We start from the raw sequence: 15,334 nt of genomic DNA on the forward strand, positions 1-15,334 counted from the left end.
GGGGCCGCTCATACGATGATATTTTTGCGGCCGGCCTGTCGCACCGCGTTGTTGCGAAGCCTACTGCGCGCCAAGCCTATCTGGCCGGGCTGATCTACACGCCGGTTGCGGTAGATCGTGAAGGCCGGGTGAAACGGGGATAATGTCCATGCGTCACCACCTTCCGCGTTTTCCGCGACCATCTCGAAGAGTTCGGCGTCGCGCTTGAGATTGTCGGCAAGGGTTCTGGCTTCACTGAGGTCAAGCATCACGAAGTCATCTTCGCTGGTGAAGTAATCAAATTGATCGCTCACCATGCGTTCCGACGATGCCATGACCCTCGCCGCGTGGCGGAAGTATGTGGGGTTGAGGCTTCTCATACCAGCGCCCCCCAATGCATTGCCAACATGGAGAAAGCTGCGATATACCCGCCGCACGAATAGACACCTTCCACAGTGCCTTGGACGCCGTTGACTTTTGCCGAGGTCGCGGCGTTTTCGATTACGATTTTTTACGGTCCTCAATGTCTAACGCATTGATTTCAAATGATGCCCGTGTCCGTGTGGGGGGGTACCAGTAATCTCATATAAAGCATTGTTATTAAACGCATAACGCGGCTCATCCGAGGTTTTGGGGGCTATTTTTATGGACATTTGGGGCGTCGGTGCGCTGCCCTGACGGGCACGACCTGACCGAAGGAAAAAGTCCTAAAATGTCCAAACATGAGAATTTTGAACGCTCTGGGCGAGCCGGAAAGGCGTGTCCGCAACCACGCCAGCCAACATCCGCAAATTGGTGACGCACGCAGCCGAGTTTCCACTCGATCGGCGCCGTTCGGGCAGGTCATCTAACCCAGATCGGCAAGCGCTCCGTATTTTCTTGACGGGTGCCTTTGCGCACCCTACATACCGACTGTCGGTCTGTAGGAGGGCAATGTGAGCGCCAAGGTTGCAACAGAAGCTGGACACGCTCCAAAGCGCATGCGGATGGCACCGGATGCGCGCCGGGTGCATATTCTGGGCGCGGCTCAAAGGCTGTTTTTCGCGCGAGGATGGGACAACGTCACGATTGCCGATGTCCTCAATGAGGCAGGTATCTCAAAGGGCGGGTTCTACCACCACTTTGCCGCCAAGGAGGATCTGCTCGATGGCGTGGTCGAGCGGTTCACGACCGAGGCACTGGCTGCGGCGCAAGCGGCGCGTGACGCAACGTCCGGCGATGCCCTGAAACGCTTCAACGCTTTTCTTGCCGAGTCCAACCGCTGGAAGGCCGAGCAAGGACCGAAGATGAAGTTCTTCATCGATGTCATGCTGCGCCCTGGAAACGACGTCCTGTTCGGCCGAATTACGGCGGCGGCAAACGCTGCCGCGATGCCGGTGCTGATGGAAATGATCTCTCAGGGGGTCGAGGAAGGTGTCTTTGACGTTTCGGACATCGGTCTTGTCGGCGAAACCATCATGGCAATGTCTCAAGGACGTCGTGCTGTTCTGGAAGAGGCGTTTCGGCTGGCCGAGGCCGGTGATCTGGATCAGGCGACGGAACGTCTCACTCACCGAATGGTGGCCGAGGGCGAGTTGATCGATCGATTACTTGGTCTTCCGCAAGGCAGCGTCATGCTCTCCAACCCCACCGAATATCGTCTCATGCTGCGCGCTGTTGCGGGCGACTGAGGCGCCGGCGGCGCAGGGAAATCACCCTGTTCCACCAATCGAAAGCAAAAGGAAAATTCATGCTCAAGGTAAGAGAACTGAAATCGAATGTCTGGGAACTGACGATGGATGGCGTCCTGGAAAAGCGTGATATCGAAACGATGGAGCGCGAACTGACGCCTGCCCTGAAAGGCGACGGGCCGCTGGGCCTGATCGTGCGTGCCGAAGGGTGGAAGGACATCACCGCCGACGCAATGGCGGAGGATGCGAAGTTTGAATTCGGGATGCTGGCCCAGTGGTCCAAGATCGCGAAAATGGCAATTGTTACCGATCTCCAGGCGTTCGCGGCAATGTTGAAGTGGATCGACCCGATCCTGCCGATGATCGACGTGAAGGCCTTCGGCTCTGCTGATGTGGCGGCCGCCAAGGCATTTGTCTCCGACCTGCCCGCGAAACAGGCGGCAGCGTCGGGCAGTGGTGTGACACTTCTGTCTGACGGCAAGGACGGTGTCCTTGCCTACGAAATTAACGGCAGGATTACCCCAGACGACGTGGACAAGCTGCTGGCCCCGCTCGAGGCCCGCATGAAGGGCGATGGAAAGATCAATCTGCTCGTCCGCATCAAGGACTACGACGGCTTTGATCCGGCGATCCTGACCGACGGCTCGGTCATGGGCAGCAAGATGAGCGCGATCACGCATCTGGGCCGGTATGCGGTTGTGGGTGCGCCGAAATGGATGGCGGCCATGGGCAGCACTGTCGGCGCGATGATGCCTTTCGAGATGCGGATGTTCGATGCATCGGAGGATGACGCCGCCTGGGCCTGGGTCCGCGACGCTTGAACCGAAACGCCGCCCGGACCCGCCGGGCGGCACATTCAGACGAATTGTAATCCAGATTTCGGCAGCGAGATCCTGACTGAAACCGTGCCCGGATGGGTGCGTGATCTCCGAGGAGGCCAGACGATGACCGAGACGCCGAAACACGGGCGCGAGACGCTAAGCTTTGACGACGACCGCGGGTCGAACCGGTCCAGATGGGTTGCGGGCGGCCTGGCCGTCGCCATCGTCGGCTGGATGGGCAGCGGGTATCTGTTGCCTTCGGACCCGTCGGGCCAGACCGCGAAAACACCCGTGGCCGTCCGGGCCGTATCGGTCGCCGTGCGCCAATCTGTGGCCGAACCGGTGGAACAGGTTTTTGTCGCCGAAGGGCAGGCGTTGCCCGACCGTGACACGGCGATTCGCGCCGAAACATCCGGCCAGATCGGTGAGATGCTGGTCGAGATGGGGGCCGATCTGGAGGCCGGGCAAGTGATCGCGCGGATCGACATCGCCGCACGTGAGGCCGATCTGGAACGGGCCCGGCAGGAGCGCGACCGCGCACAACGTGAATTTGACAATGCGACCGCGCTGGTCGAGCGCGGGGTCGCCACTGTTGATCGGGTCACACAGGCGCGGGCAACGCTGGCCGCCGCGCAGGCGGGCGTCAGCGCCGCGGAAGAAGCCATCGGAAACACTGAAATCCGCGCGCCCTTTGCGGGTCGGCTGGAGGCGCTGGATATCAACATCGGCGAATTCGTCTCGACCGGTGCCGAGGTGGGTCGCATCGTCGACAATACGCCGTTGAATATCACCATCCAGATCCCGCAGCAGTCGCTGCGTGATATCAAGGTCGGTCAGACGGCCGAGGTGTCCTTCATCACCGGTGAGACCTCCACAGGCGAGGTTCGCTTCGTGGCGACAAGCGCGGATCCGGAAACCCGGACCTTTATGGCGAGAATTGTGGTTCCGAATGCCGATGGTGCGATTCCGGCCGGGATCAGCGCGCAACTGCGCATTCCCACGGGAGAATTGACGGCGCATTTCGTATCGCCCGCGATCCTGTCGCTCGACACCGACGGGACGCTGGGGATCAAGACGGTGAACGCCGAGAATATTGTCGAGTTTCACAAGATCAGCATCGTGCGCGCCCAGACTGACGGCATCTGGATTTCCGGCCTGCCGGACAAGGCACGGATCATCTCGGTCGGGCAGGGTTTCGTAAACGATGGTGAGACGGTCGATCCGCAACCCGATGAAGAAGCCGAAGGTATGTCTGCGCAAGAGCCCGTGGCGGGCGCGCCTGCGGCCAAGGCATCGACAGATGCCGCCGGTCAAATCATCGGAGCAGAGCCGGACAGCGACACACCGGTGGCAACAAACCTGGAGGCGGCGCAATGAACGCCATAATCGACGCCGCCTTCAGCCGTGGCCGTGTTGTCGTCATGGCGCTGCTGATGATCCTCACCGTGGGGGCCTATGCCTATGTGACGATTCCGAAGGAAAGTTCGCCGGAAATCCCGATCCCGATCTTCTACGTCTCGACCGGCCTTGACGGCATATCGCCGCAGGATTCCGAGCGCCTGTTGATCGAGCCATTGGAAACAGAACTGTCCTCTCTCACCGGGCTCAAACAGATGACGAGCAACGCGGGGGAAGGCTATGCCAGCGTGCAGCTTGAGTTCGAGCCGGGGTTCGATGCCGTTGCAGCGCTCGACAAGGTGAGGGAAGGCGTGGATCGCGCCAAGCCCGAGTTGCCCGAGGATGCCACCGATCCGGTCGTGACCGAAGTCAACACCGCGCTGTTCCCGATCCTGACGGTGATCCTGTCCGGCCCGGTGCCGGAGAGGACGCTCAACAGCCTGTCCGAGGAGCTTTCGGACCGGATCGAGGGTTTGACTGGCGTTCTTGAGGTCGATGTGGGTGGCGAGCGCGACGCGCTTCTGGAGGTGTTGATCGACCCCACGATATTCGAGACCTACAACATCAGTTTCGAGGAGTTGATCGGCCAGATCAACCGCAACAACCGGCTGATTGCGGCGGGTGCCATCGAGAATGGCGCGGGGCGAATTGTCCTGAAAGTGCCGGGCCTGATCGAGGGTGTCGAGGATGTCATGGCGTTGCCGGTCAAGGTGCGCGGCGACACGGTCGTAACCTTCGGGGATGTCGCCACGATCCGCCGGACATTCGAGGATCCGACAGGCTTTGCCCGTATCGACGGGCAGCCCGCGCTGGCGCTGGAGATCAAGAAGCGGTCCGGCTCCAACATCATCGAGACGGTCGCCGCCGTGCGCGCGCTGATCGAAAAGGCGCAGGCAGATTGGCCCGAAAGCGTCCAGATCGATTACATGCAGGACGAGAGCGAGCAGGTGGAAACCATGCTGAGCGATCTGGAGGCGAACGTGATCGCTGCCGTGATCCTGGTGATGATCGTCATCGTCTGGGCGCTCGGTATCCGCTCCGCGTTGCTGGTCGGGCTGGCCATTCCGGGCGCATTCCTTGCGGGCGTCACGGCACTTTGGTTCATGGGCTACACGATGAACCTGGTGGTGCTGTTCTCGCTGATCCTGGTTGTCGGTATGCTGGTGGACGGCGCCATCGTCACGACCGAGCTTGCCGACCGGCGCTTGCAGGAAGGCGACGCGCCGAAGGTGGCCTATTCCCACGCTGCCAAGCGCATGGCCTGGCCGATCATCGCCTCGACCGCAACGACATTGTCGGTGTTCTTTCCGCTGCTGTTCTGGTCGGGAATGGTGGGCGAGTTCATGAAGTTTCTGCCAATTACCGTCATCCTGACGCTCACGGCCTCCCTGTTCATGGCCCTGATCGTTATCCCGGTCATGGGCGGCATCATTGGCAAGAGGCCCCCGCAATCGGCCAAGGCCAAGCAGGCGTTGCACGCCGCCGAAAACGGCGACCCGCGCGAATTGAGCGGCTTAACCGGCGGTTATGTCCGCATTCTGGAATTCGCGATCCTGCGCCCGTGGGCGACGCTGATCATGGCAATCACCTTCCTGATGGCGGGCTTCGGTGCCTATGGCCAGTTCGGCAACGGCATCAGTTTCTTCCCATCCATCGAACCTGAGTTCGCGCAGGTCCAGGTCCGCGCCCGCGACAACTTTTCGATCTTCGAGAAGGACGCGCTGGTGCGCAGGGTCGAGGAACGTCTGTTTGCCTATGACGAGATTGCATCTGTCTATGCCCGTTCGGGCGGCAGCAATCAGGATGCGGCTGACCTGATCGGCACGATCCAGATCGAGCTGACCGAATGGGACACACGTCGCACCGCCGCCCTCATCGGCGAGGACATCCGCGCAGACATGGCCAGCATCCCCGGCATCGACGTGCAGGTGCAGACGGCATCAAGCGGCCCTTCGGCCGGAAAACCGATCAGCCTGCGCGTCCAGGCCAATGATCCCGAGAAACAGGCCGCCGTCGTCGAGGAAATTCGCGCAGCCATGGAGGATATCGGCGGATTTACCGACGTCACCGACACGCGGCCCCTTCCGGGCGTCGAATGGCTCATCTCGGTCAACCGCTCCGAGGCAGCGCGCTTTGGCGCCGACATTTCGACGCTGGGGCAGGCCGTGCAACTGCTGACGCGCGGCATCACGGTGGCCGACTATCGCCCCGACGATGCGGATGGGCCGGTCGACATCAACGTGCGGTTTCCCTCTGACGACCGCACGCTGGAAGAGCTGCAATCGCTGCGCGTGCCGACATCGGCGGGTCTCGTTCCGATCTCGAACTTCGTGTCCTTCGAGCCATCCCCGCGCAGCGGCACCATCACCCGCGTCGATCAGCGCCGGGTCATCACCATAGAGGCAAACGTCGCGCCCGGTGTTCTGGTCAACGATCAGGTTGTGGCGCTGCAAGCGGTCATCGACGACATGGATTTGCCGAACGGTGTCGAGGCCGCGTTCGCGGGCGAAGCGCAGGACCAGACCGATGCGATGACCTTTCTCATCGGAGCATTCGCGACTGCGATTTTCCTGATGTTCGTGATCCTGGTGATCCAGTTCAACAACTTCTACCAATCCTTCGTCGTGATGAGCGCCATCGTGTTTTCCATTGCTGGCGTCCTCTTTGGCCTGATCGTCACGGGACGTCCCTTTGGCGTGGTCATGGGCGGCATCGGGGTGATCGCGCTGGCGGGCATCGTCGTGAACAACAACATCGTGCTGATCGACACCTATAACGACCTCAAGAAGGCGGGCTTGTCGCCCTTGGAGGCCGCGCTGAGAACAGGGGCGCAGCGTTTGCGGCCAGTGGTTCTTACGTCGGTCACGACGGCGCTCGGCCTGATGCCCATGGTGATCGGCGTGAACCTCAATTTTTTCACCCGCCAGATCGTCTATGGCGCACCCTCGACGCAGTGGTGGACCGAACTCAGCTCCGCCATCGCGGGGGGCCTTGTGATCACAACGGTGCTGACCCTGATCGTCACACCCGCCATGCTGATGCTGGGCGAAAAACGGGTGCATCGTTCAAAATCACGCTCGCCCAAACAGGTCGAAGCCGTCGCAGAGCGGCCCGCACCATCCTGATCACCAGAATTTCAAGGAAACCGGCCATGAAAATTCACGTTACAAGCGTCGATGTGGACAATCAGAACGAGGCGGAGAAATTCTGCCGTGATGTTCACGGTTTCAAGGTGAAAAACGATATCCCGCTTGGTGAGCATCGCTGGCTGGCCGTAGTATCCAGCGACGAATCGGATGGGACCGACCTGCTGCTGGAGCCGCGCCGATATGAGCAGGTCGAGGCGCTGCACAGCCTGATGACAGATCGCGGGCGCACAGGCCGCGACCATGCGCGAGGCCCGCGCGCAATCATACGTCGATGACGCCTTTCGGCGTGGCTATCTGACCGGACCGATGACGGATTGGGCGCCGGAGCGTTGCCAGGTGGATGAGGCCAGCTTTGATGCATTCATCCCTACCGCCACGCCATACGCGAAAGGCGGCAGCATCCTGCCCGGCGGCCCGCCGCGCGGCGCGGATGCACGGGCCAAAGGATCGCCGCTTGCCGAAGCGGTTTGCGCGCAGCTGGGCATCTCGTCGGACCGGCTGGCGGATCAGGAACTGGCCGGGCTGGCATGGCCCCGGCTGACTGGCCAGCGTATCAACGTGCGCAGGTCAAACGCGTCCCGGCCTGCGCCATTCTTACCGCATGGTCGGGCCGAGTATCGTCGTCATGGGAATGGTCAAAGGTGCCTTCGTTCAGCCCTCGTCCTGAACGCCCTTAACGTTCCGAATTATGAGCCCGGCGGTTCGATGTACTGTCCGAAAGCCTGTCCACATTGACGCAACAGATGTCAGAGGTAAAGCGCGGTCGCTCTTGTCCCTGTCCCGCCGGAGCGAACGCATCGCACAAGGGAATCCGGTACGAAGGGCGATTCAACGGCTGTCAAAGACCTGTCCAAATCCGTCCACCGGCTGGACGCCGAGCTTGAACTGATGCGCGGCGCGCTGGATGACGTGTCGGCAGAACCGCTGAAACCGGGTGACAGAAAAACTGAACACTGACACGCAGCACTCGCCCCCTCCGCTGGGCCGCTGATCAATGCACGGCTCGGACAGGTTGAGGTTACAGAACGCAAAACGCGCGACCCCGAAGGATCGCGCGCCATGATACGCCGGACAGTGCGTCCAGAGTGGTTTAGAAGCGGTACGTTGCGCGGATCTGCGCTGTGGTCGCGTCCATGTCGGAGCTGGGACCGCCGCTGAAATCGTCGAAAAGGTGATGGAGCACCTCGCCACCGACCGAGAAGTTCTGAGAAACCATATGCTCGTAGCCGCCGCCGATGAAGTAGCCATCATTGTCGCCACGGGTATCGGTGTCCGCGTTGGCATAACCGGTTGTTGCATACAGCAGGCCGTTGCCAATCTTGTAACCGGCACGCACCTTGGCGCGCCAGATGCTCTCGATGGAGGCAGCATTTGCACCACCATTGCCAAAGCTGATGTCGGCCCAGTCATAGTCAAAGCCGCCACCGATGACCCAGTTGTTGCCCATGTCATAGTCGTAGCCAAGGGTCAGACCACCGATGAAGCCGTCACCATCGTTGTCACCGGGAACGTCCGAGTCGATGTTGGCGTAGCCCAGCTGGCCACCGGCGTAGAAGCCGGTCCAGTCAGGCGATGTGGCAACAGGCACGGGAGCCGGTGCAATAACCGGTTCCATGGGCGCCGGTTCGATATTGCCGGCGAAAGCGGTGCCTGCCAGCAGGGCGGATGATGCTGCGGCGGAAAGCAAATATTTCATTTTCTGTTCCTTTGTTATTCGTGAACTGTCTGGGCGTGGTGTCCGATGACCGGATCCTGCGCCTCATAGCTTGTGATATCTGGGATCTACTTCACCAATTCAACAGCCCGGAGCGCGAATGGTTTCACATAAATATGATTTTTCTGGCGGTAAGTTGCCTGCTTTGATCCGCGCAATATAACTGTAATTGAAATCAATGACTTACAAGGCATGCAGCGGATACAGCGTGTATTTTCTCGCTTGGTCGGCGAAACATGCCAACGGCCGATACAAGACAAAATGTGACATTTAAATCACATAGACGTCATATGGTCCCACCCGGCAGATTGAGGATCTGCAATCAGCGGCCGGTTTCACGACACTAAGCCAAAGGCATGGGGGCGGGCGCTGAATGGGTGGGCACCGCGACAGCGCCGCAGCCAACCGACCGGAGGCGGTCATGCGCCCCCCGCGCCGTTCACGACCATCTTCGACGGGGCCTCAATGTCGGGCGTCCGCGTCGTCAGTCCGGCGGCTGCGCGGCACATAGCTGCGCAATGCCATGCCGTGCAGCGATCAAGGCAGAGCTGATCTGGGGGCGCTGGTGTAAAAAGCACGGGCAGGCAGAGATGGCGATCTTTGAATACACCGACAGCTTCAGTGAGCCACGTCGGCAACATTCGGCATTGGGCAGCAAAGCCTTGTCGCACCCGACCGAAAGATGGTCTGAAAGATAAACGAAGAGCGGCGCAAAACCGCCGCAGGTCTACCCAATTACTGTCCAATCAGCTCCGTTTCCGGGAACGGCCTATGACAGTGTTTCGACGATGTAAGGCGTCTCGAACCAGTGTTCTTCCAGATTGGCGCCGCTGCCGATGCGGTCGACAACCACAAACCGGCCCGGCGCGCCGATGGGTGTCAGCACGCCATGCCAGACGCCGCGATGCAGGTTGATCGATTGTTCGGACTGAGTGATGAACGCATTCAGGCGCACCGGCACACCGTCATCGTCATCTGCGACGACGATCAGAAACCGGGCGCCGCTGACGGGGATGAACGCCTGGCTTCCCTCGGGGTGACGCTCCATCATGTCGACCGCCAGCGGCAGGTGCCGCGCCTTGGCGTCGAACAGGCTGAGGCCGGGGCGCCCGTCTGCGAAATCCAGAGCCGCGCGATCGTGGTAGCGCGCGCACATGCCCTGATTGATGATCCTGTCCGGCGCGCCGCCCATCGCGATCACGTCGCCGTAGGCCGCAAACCCATCGGCGGTCAGTGGCGCAACCGTCAGCCGCCGCGCCGTCACGGGCGCATCGCGCCGCTGGTCAGCGTCATGTGCCGGTTCACGTCCTTGTAGAGCAGATAGCGAAACGGTCCCGGCCCGCCGGCATAACAGGCCTGCGGGCAAAAGGCGCGCAGCCACATGAAATCGCCTGCCTCCACCTCGACCCAGTCACGATTCAGATGATAGACGGCCTTGCCCTCCAGCACATACAGGCCATGCTCCATCACATGCGTTTCGGCAAAGGGGATGACGCCGCCGGGCTGCAAGGTGACGATATTGACGTGCATATCGTGCCGCATATCGCCCGGATCGACAAACTGCGTCGTGGCCCAGACGCCATTTGTGTCCGGCATCGCCACCGGGCTGATGTCGTTCTCATTGCACACCAGCGCATCCGGCGCCTCCAGCCCGTCAAGCGGCCGATAGGCCTTGCGCAGCCAGTGGAACACCGCCACCTCGGCGCCGCCGTTGTGCAAGGTCCAGTCCGCGCCGGGCGGGATATAGGCATAGCCGCCCGCGCCCATGTCATGCACCCTGCCGTCGATGGTCAGCGTGACGGCGCCGGCGACGACGAACAGCACCGCCTGAACGCCTGCCTCGGTTTCCGGGCGGTCGCTGCCGCCGCCCGGCTGTATTTCACCGATATATTGCGAAAAGGTTTCCGCAAATCCCGACAGCGGCCGGGCCAGAACCCAGAACCGCGCATCGCGCCAGAAGGGCAGCAAACTGGCAACCGTATCCCGGCACGCGTCCTTGGGAATGACCGCGTAGGCGGTGGTGAACACCGCGCGATCCGTCAGCAAACGGGTCTGCGGCGGCAGCCCGCCTGCGGGCGCGTGATAGCGGTTTTGCGTCATGTCCGAGCCTCCCACTGCATTCCGCCGGCATCTTAGGCGGCGGCGTTCGATCCGACAATCTCGCCCAGTGCGCCGCACAGCCGGTCGACCTGTTCCAGCGTGTTGTAATGCACCATCGACACCCGGATCACGCCGTCATCGCCGGCCTCATCCAGATTCTCGACCAGGCGGCGGGCGTGGAAATCCCCGAACCGGATGGCAATGCCGTAATCGTCCATTTTCCGCGCCACTTCGCCCGAGTTCTGGCCGTCAAACTTGAACGCAATCGTCGGCACGCGGGCCGAGCCGTCGTTGGTGGTCTTGCCGATCACGCGGCAGTCGTTACGCGCGTTCAGCCAATCCAGAAGCCGGCCCGTCAGCGCATCCTCCTGCACGGTGATGGCATCATAGGCGGCGCAGATCCGGTCGCGGCGCGATCCGCCTCCGCCAACGCTTTCGCCCAAGGCGACCAGATAATCGACCACGCCGACGGTGCTGTAGGCCAGTTCGTAATTGGGATTGCCCGGCTCCAGCTTGCCCGGCACCTTATCCTTGCCGTAGAAATAGTGATACATCCCGTCCAGCTCGCCCAGCAGGTCGTATTTTCCGTACATGATGGCGGTGTGCGGCCCATAGCATTTGTACAGGCTGAAGACGTAATAATCGACATCCCACGCCTGCACGTCGATCGCCCGGTGCGGTGCATAGGCCACCGCATCGACACAGATCCGCGCGCCTTTTTCATGGATGAAGCGGGCAAATTCGGCGATCGGGTTGATATGGCCCAGAATGTTGGACACATGCGTGACACAGACCAGCCGGGTCCGGTCTGTCATCAGCGGCTCCAGATCCTCCAGCCGCAGATCGTATGTTTCATGGTCAAAGGGCCAGAATTTGATGACGATGCCAAATTCGCGCAGGCGGTCCCACGGGCCGATATTGGATTCGTGATCGGCCAGCGTCACGATGATTTCATCACCGGGACTCAGCTGGCTGCGCATGGCGCCTGCCAGCGTTTGCATCAGGGCGGTGGTGGACGGGCCGAACACGATTTCCTCGGGGCGGGCGGCGTTGACCAGCGTTTGCGCCGCCTTGCGCCCCTCCATCAGCGCGGCGGCGGCCGCTTGCGATACAGCATAGCTGCCGCCGATCTGGACGTTTTTCTCCAGCAGGAATTCGCTGATCTTGTCAACGGCGCCTTTGACGATTTGCGAGCCGCCGGCGTTGTCGCAAAATACCCAGTCCTTGTTCAGGGCAGGGAAATGCGCGCCCACGAATTCGGGGTCGATCTTGCTGTGCATCTTGGTCATTTCGGTTTCCTGTTTCATAGGGACGGGGCTGAGCTTCAGCGATTCAGAACCGTCTTCAAAAAGTTCTGCGTCCGGATTTCCTTGGGGCTTGAGAAGAATTCGTCGGGCGCGGCGGTTTCGATGATCTCGCCCCCATCCATGAAGATGACGCGGTCGGCCACCTGCCGGGCAAATCCCATCTCGTGCGTCACGACGATCATCGTCACGCCGGTTCCCGCCAGCGATCGCATCACGTCCAGCACTTCGCCCACCATTTCAGGGTCCAGCGCCGAGGTCGGCTCGTCGAACAGCATCACGCGCGGCTCCATCGCCAATGCGCGGGCGATGGCAACGCGCTGTTGCTGCCCGCCGGACAGCTGGCCGGGATATTTGTCTGCCTGTTCGGAAATGCCGACCCGTTTCAGCAGCGTATCGGCGCGCGCCGACGCCTCGGCGGTGGTGATCTTGCGCACACGGAGCGGGGCCAGCATGACGTTGCGCCGTACCGTCAGATGCGGGAACAGGTTGAAGGATTGGAACACCATGCCCACATCGGCGCGCACCTTGGCCAGCGCCGGGCCGGGCATCACCGGGGTGCCGTCAACGACGATCTCGCTGCCCTCCGCAAAGCTTTCAAGCCGGTTGATGCAGCGGATCAGCGTCGATTTCCCCGATCCCGAGGGGCCAACGATACACAGCACTTCGCCCTCGGCGATGTCCAGGTCGATACCTTTGAGCGCCTCGAACTGGCCATAGAACTTGTGCAGATTGCGGATACTGACAAAGCCGGTCATGTGCGTTTCCCCTGACCAAAGCGACGCTCCAGCCGGCCCACGGCCAGAACCAGCGGCCAGAGCAGCAGGATATAGATGACAGCCGCGCCGATCAGCGGCGACGGGTTGGCCGTCAGCGCCTGCGCCTGCGTCGCCTGTTTCAGCAGGTCCGGCATCGCCACGACCGAGGCAAGCGCGGTGTCCTTGATCACGTTGATCGAATTGTTGGTCAGCGGCGGAATGACGATCTTGATCGCCTGCGGCAGGATCACGTCCATCATCAGCTGCCCATAGCGCAGGCCAAGCGCCTCGGACGCCTCGAACTGCCCGGCTGGCACGGCTTCGATGCCGGCGCGGAACACCTCGGCGTTATAGGCCGCCGATACCATCGAGAGCGCGCACATGGCCGACCAGAAGGGCGACATGCGGATGCCGATGAACGGCAGCGCGTAATAGACGATGACCAGCAGCACCAGCAGCGGCAGCGACCGGAAGATATCAATATAGATGCGCGCCAGAAACTGAAGCGGCCAGATCGCATAAAGCCGCAGCAAGGCCAGTATCAGCCCCCCGGCAAGCCCCGCCAGAATGCTGACAATGCCCAGCCGGATTGTCACCCAAAGCCCCTTGAGCAAAAGCGGCATCGAGCGCTCCAGCACCTCGATATTGAAAAATGTGTCGATCAGAATGCTCATTATGCTTTCCTCGTGCTGGGCCTTGAACGGGCGCGGCCAACGGGATGGCCGGGGCGGCGTCCGGGGTTTGCACCGGGCGCCGCTTGCCTGTTTTGGCGTTTACTGCGCTGCGGGGATGGGCAGAACGGTGGCTGTCGATGTGCCCTCTTCGGGGGCCGCGCCGAACCATTTTTCATGCAGCTCGGCCAGCGTTCCGTCTTTCTTCAGTTCGGTGATCGCGTCGTTGGCCTGCGTCACCAACTCCGAGCCCTTGGCGAACATCATCGAATAATTCTCATCCGATTTGATACGCGCCACAACTTCGAGATTGGGCTTGTCCTTGACGTAATACAGCAGCGACGGAATGTCCGAGATATAGCCTTCGATCCGCCCGGCAGTCAGGTCCAGCATGGCCAGTTGCAAGCCCTCGTAACGGCGGATTTCGCCGAATCCGTATCGCTCGGCGTTTTCCGTCACCCAGACATCGCCGGTCGATCCGGTATCGACGCCGACAATCTTGCCTTTCATTTCCTCAACGGTTTGCGGCCCGCCGGTGGCAACGGTCAGCGACTGGTCGCTGTCGTAATAGGGCTGCGCGAAGGCCACCGATTGCAGACGGTCATTGGTGATGGTGATTGACGAAATGGCGATGTCGATACGCCCCGATTGAACAGCCGAGAACAGGCCGTTGAACGGGATATTCGTAATCTCGACTTCATGGCCAAGGCGCGATGCCACCTCGTTCACCAGATCGACCTCGAACCCGACGACATTGCCGGACTCGTCCTGAAATTCCCATGGGACGTTGCCGATATTGGCGCCGACCTGAAGCGTGTCGGCATGGGCAAATCCGGCCCCGGTGAGCGAAAGGGCAAGCGCGGCGGCCAGTTTGACGGCGTTTGTTCTTAGCATGATTTATCCTCCCTGTAGTATTGGCTTGCAGATACCAAATGATTTGGTCAGACTGGTCTGACCGGATAATTGGTAACATGGTTACTGGATGAAACAAGCAAAAATCTATCTGCTAGGGCGAGACTCGACACAGACAGAAAAAGAAGCCTCACAATGATTGACCGCATACCGGTATCGCAGGCCGCTGCCCGCAAGGTTCAGAAAATGATCCAGGATGGTATTTTCCCGGTGGACCAGAAACTGCCCTCGCAAAGGATACTTGCCGAACGGCTTGGCATCTCGCGCCCGTCGCTGCGCGAGGCGCTTCTGACGCTGGAGACGCTGGGCCAGATCAAGACATATCCGGGCCGTGGCACCTTTGTGACCAAGCCCGGCGCGCAAGTGGCGGGCGGCACTGCCGGCTGGCGCTATGACACCGAACATTCGCTGCATAGTGTGTTCGAGATGCGGATTTTGCTGGAGGAACGGCTGGCACGCCACGCCGCCACCCTTGCCACGCTGGAGGATATCACATTGCTGCACAGTCTGGCCGACCAGATGGAGGCCGCATGGGCGCAGCAGGATCTGGTCGCCAACGTCGAGGCCGACTGGGCCTTTCACCGCCATATTGCCAGCAAGACCACCAATACGCTTTTGGCGAAGACATACGAGAAATTCGCCGCTCTGCTGACGGAAACGCAGCGCACTCCCATTCCCTTTACCCACGATGCGCGCATGTCCGAATCCATCGCCGAGCATCGCCAGATTATCGCGGCCCTGAACGACCGCGATGCCGATACCGCGGGCCGCGTGATGGCCACCCATATTCGCAACACCGCCGCCCGCGCCGACGTCATCGTTTGACGCGGCTTGCGGAAAAGCCAGGAAATGAAAGGC

Annotated in this window: 15 protein-coding genes; 7 read left to right on the forward strand and 8 right to left on the reverse strand. The window is 61.0% G+C overall.

Translation table 11 applies throughout. The features are described from left to right. Positions 1–8 precede the first annotated feature (8 nt). Entirely contained in the window at positions 9–314 is a 306-nt protein-coding gene (locus DQ230_RS14845; protein ID WP_162497465.1) for a hypothetical protein, read from the reverse strand. A 600-nt stretch (positions 315–914) separates the two neighbouring features. On the opposite strand from DQ230_RS14845, the gene DQ230_RS14850 reads away from it, so the two are divergent. The 6 genes from DQ230_RS14850 to DQ230_RS14875 all read left to right on the forward strand — a co-directional run bounded on the left by DQ230_RS14850 (position 915) and on the right by DQ230_RS14875 (position 7,752). After that, complete coding sequence (locus DQ230_RS14850) at positions 915–1,649, forward strand: TetR/AcrR family transcriptional regulator (protein WP_238987552.1); 735 nt, start codon at positions 915–917, stop codon at positions 1,647–1,649. A gap of 59 nt (positions 1,650–1,708) precedes the next feature. Beyond that, a complete protein-coding gene (locus DQ230_RS14855; RefSeq protein WP_113913395.1) occupies positions 1,709–2,470 on the forward strand; it encodes a SpoIIAA family protein in 762 nt (253 codons plus the stop codon). Between the two features lie 123 nt (positions 2,471–2,593). Continuing rightward, positions 2,594–3,847 carry an efflux RND transporter periplasmic adaptor subunit gene (locus tag DQ230_RS14860; protein WP_113913396.1) on the forward strand — a complete coding sequence of 418 codons (1,254 nt, stop codon included), beginning with the start codon at positions 2,594–2,596 and terminating at the stop codon, positions 3,845–3,847. After that, complete coding sequence (locus DQ230_RS14865) at positions 3,844–6,993, forward strand: efflux RND transporter permease subunit (RefSeq protein WP_113913397.1); 3,150 nt, start codon at positions 3,844–3,846, stop codon at positions 6,991–6,993. The genes DQ230_RS14860 and DQ230_RS14865 overlap by 4 nt, the downstream gene beginning before the upstream one ends. A gap of 26 nt (positions 6,994–7,019) precedes the next feature. Then, complete coding sequence (locus tag DQ230_RS14870; RefSeq protein WP_113913398.1) at positions 7,020–7,292, forward strand: VOC family protein; 273 nt, start codon at positions 7,020–7,022, stop codon at positions 7,290–7,292. Next, positions 7,258–7,752, forward strand: a complete 495-nt coding sequence (locus tag DQ230_RS14875; protein ID WP_113913399.1) for a hypothetical protein — start codon at positions 7,258–7,260, stop codon at positions 7,750–7,752. The genes DQ230_RS14870 and DQ230_RS14875 overlap by 35 nt, the downstream gene beginning before the upstream one ends. A 355-nt stretch (positions 7,753–8,107) precedes the next feature. On the opposite strand, the gene DQ230_RS14880 is transcribed toward DQ230_RS14875, so the two are convergent. The 7 genes from DQ230_RS14880 to DQ230_RS14910 all read right to left on the reverse strand — a co-directional run bounded on the left by DQ230_RS14880 (position 8,108) and on the right by DQ230_RS14910 (position 14,458). Continuing rightward, on the reverse strand, positions 8,108–8,713 hold the full coding sequence (locus DQ230_RS14880) for an outer membrane protein (protein ID WP_113913400.1): 606 nt from the start codon (positions 8,711–8,713) through the stop codon (positions 8,108–8,110). A gap of 787 nt (positions 8,714–9,500) precedes the next feature. Beyond that, a complete protein-coding gene (locus DQ230_RS14885; protein ID WP_113913401.1) occupies positions 9,501–9,995 on the reverse strand; it encodes an ureidoglycolate lyase in 495 nt (164 codons plus the stop codon). Further along, a complete protein-coding gene (locus tag DQ230_RS14890; RefSeq protein ID WP_113913402.1) occupies positions 9,992–10,831 on the reverse strand; it encodes a bifunctional allantoicase/(S)-ureidoglycine aminohydrolase in 840 nt (279 codons plus the stop codon). Before DQ230_RS14890 ends, DQ230_RS14885 begins: the two co-directional genes overlap by 4 nt. Before the next feature lie 32 nt (positions 10,832–10,863). After that, positions 10,864–12,120 carry a cysteine desulfurase-like protein gene (locus DQ230_RS14895; protein ID WP_238987553.1) on the reverse strand — a complete coding sequence of 419 codons (1,257 nt, stop codon included), beginning with the start codon at positions 12,118–12,120 and terminating at the stop codon, positions 10,864–10,866. 35 nt (positions 12,121–12,155) lie between these two features. After that, positions 12,156–12,893, reverse strand: coding sequence for an amino acid ABC transporter ATP-binding protein (locus DQ230_RS14900; protein ID WP_113913403.1), 738 nt, complete (start codon positions 12,891–12,893; stop codon positions 12,156–12,158). Further along, entirely contained in the window at positions 12,890–13,567 is a 678-nt protein-coding gene (locus DQ230_RS14905; RefSeq protein ID WP_113913404.1) for an amino acid ABC transporter permease, read from the reverse strand. The genes DQ230_RS14900 and DQ230_RS14905 overlap by 4 nt, the downstream gene beginning before the upstream one ends. Before the next feature lie 99 nt (positions 13,568–13,666). Continuing rightward, positions 13,667–14,458: a transporter substrate-binding domain-containing protein gene (locus tag DQ230_RS14910; protein ID WP_113913405.1), complete on the reverse strand. Its 792-nt coding sequence runs from the start codon at positions 14,456–14,458 to the stop codon at positions 13,667–13,669. 153 nt (positions 14,459–14,611) lie between these two features. On the opposite strand from DQ230_RS14910, the gene DQ230_RS14915 reads away from it, so the two are divergent. Beyond that, positions 14,612–15,301 carry a FadR/GntR family transcriptional regulator gene (locus tag DQ230_RS14915; protein WP_113913406.1) on the forward strand — a complete coding sequence of 230 codons (690 nt, stop codon included), beginning with the start codon at positions 14,612–14,614 and terminating at the stop codon, positions 15,299–15,301. Positions 15,302–15,334: the final 33 nt, after the last annotated feature.

Origin of the sequence: Roseovarius dicentrarchi (genome assembly GCF_003316635.1) — a bacterium.
Taxonomy (GTDB): Bacteria; Pseudomonadota; Alphaproteobacteria; order Rhodobacterales; family Rhodobacteraceae; genus Roseovarius; species Roseovarius dicentrarchi.

Bases quoted from the DNA above. Each gene is read 5' to 3' on its own strand.
- DQ230_RS14845 (WP_162497465.1), bottom strand. From the start codon at position 314: ATGGCATCGTCGGAACGCATGGTGAGCGATCAATTTGATTACTTCACC.
- DQ230_RS14855 (WP_113913395.1), top strand. From the start codon at position 1,709: ATGCTCAAGGTAAGAGAACTGAAATCGAATGTCTGGGAACTGACGATG.
- DQ230_RS14860 (WP_113913396.1), top strand. From the start codon at position 2,594: ATGACCGAGACGCCGAAACACGGGCGCGAGACGCTAAGCTTTGACGAC.
- DQ230_RS14865 (WP_113913397.1), top strand. From the start codon at position 3,844: ATGAACGCCATAATCGACGCCGCCTTCAGCCGTGGCCGTGTTGTCGTC.
- DQ230_RS14870 (WP_113913398.1), top strand. From the start codon at position 7,020: ATGAAAATTCACGTTACAAGCGTCGATGTGGACAATCAGAACGAGGCG.
- DQ230_RS14875 (WP_113913399.1), top strand. From the start codon at position 7,258: ATGCGCGAGGCCCGCGCGCAATCATACGTCGATGACGCCTTTCGGCGT.
- DQ230_RS14880 (WP_113913400.1), bottom strand. From the start codon at position 8,713: ATGAAATATTTGCTTTCCGCCGCAGCATCATCCGCCCTGCTGGCAGGC.
- DQ230_RS14890 (WP_113913402.1), bottom strand. From the start codon at position 10,831: ATGACGCAAAACCGCTATCACGCGCCCGCAGGCGGGCTGCCGCCGCAG.
- DQ230_RS14895 (WP_238987553.1), bottom strand. From the start codon at position 12,120: ATGACCAAGATGCACAGCAAGATCGACCCCGAATTCGTGGGCGCGCAT.
- DQ230_RS14900 (WP_113913403.1), bottom strand. From the start codon at position 12,893: ATGACCGGCTTTGTCAGTATCCGCAATCTGCACAAGTTCTATGGCCAG.
- DQ230_RS14905 (WP_113913404.1), bottom strand. From the start codon at position 13,567: ATGAGCATTCTGATCGACACATTTTTCAATATCGAGGTGCTGGAGCGC.
- DQ230_RS14910 (WP_113913405.1), bottom strand. From the start codon at position 14,458: ATGCTAAGAACAAACGCCGTCAAACTGGCCGCCGCGCTTGCCCTTTCG.
- DQ230_RS14915 (WP_113913406.1), top strand. From the start codon at position 14,612: ATGATTGACCGCATACCGGTATCGCAGGCCGCTGCCCGCAAGGTTCAG.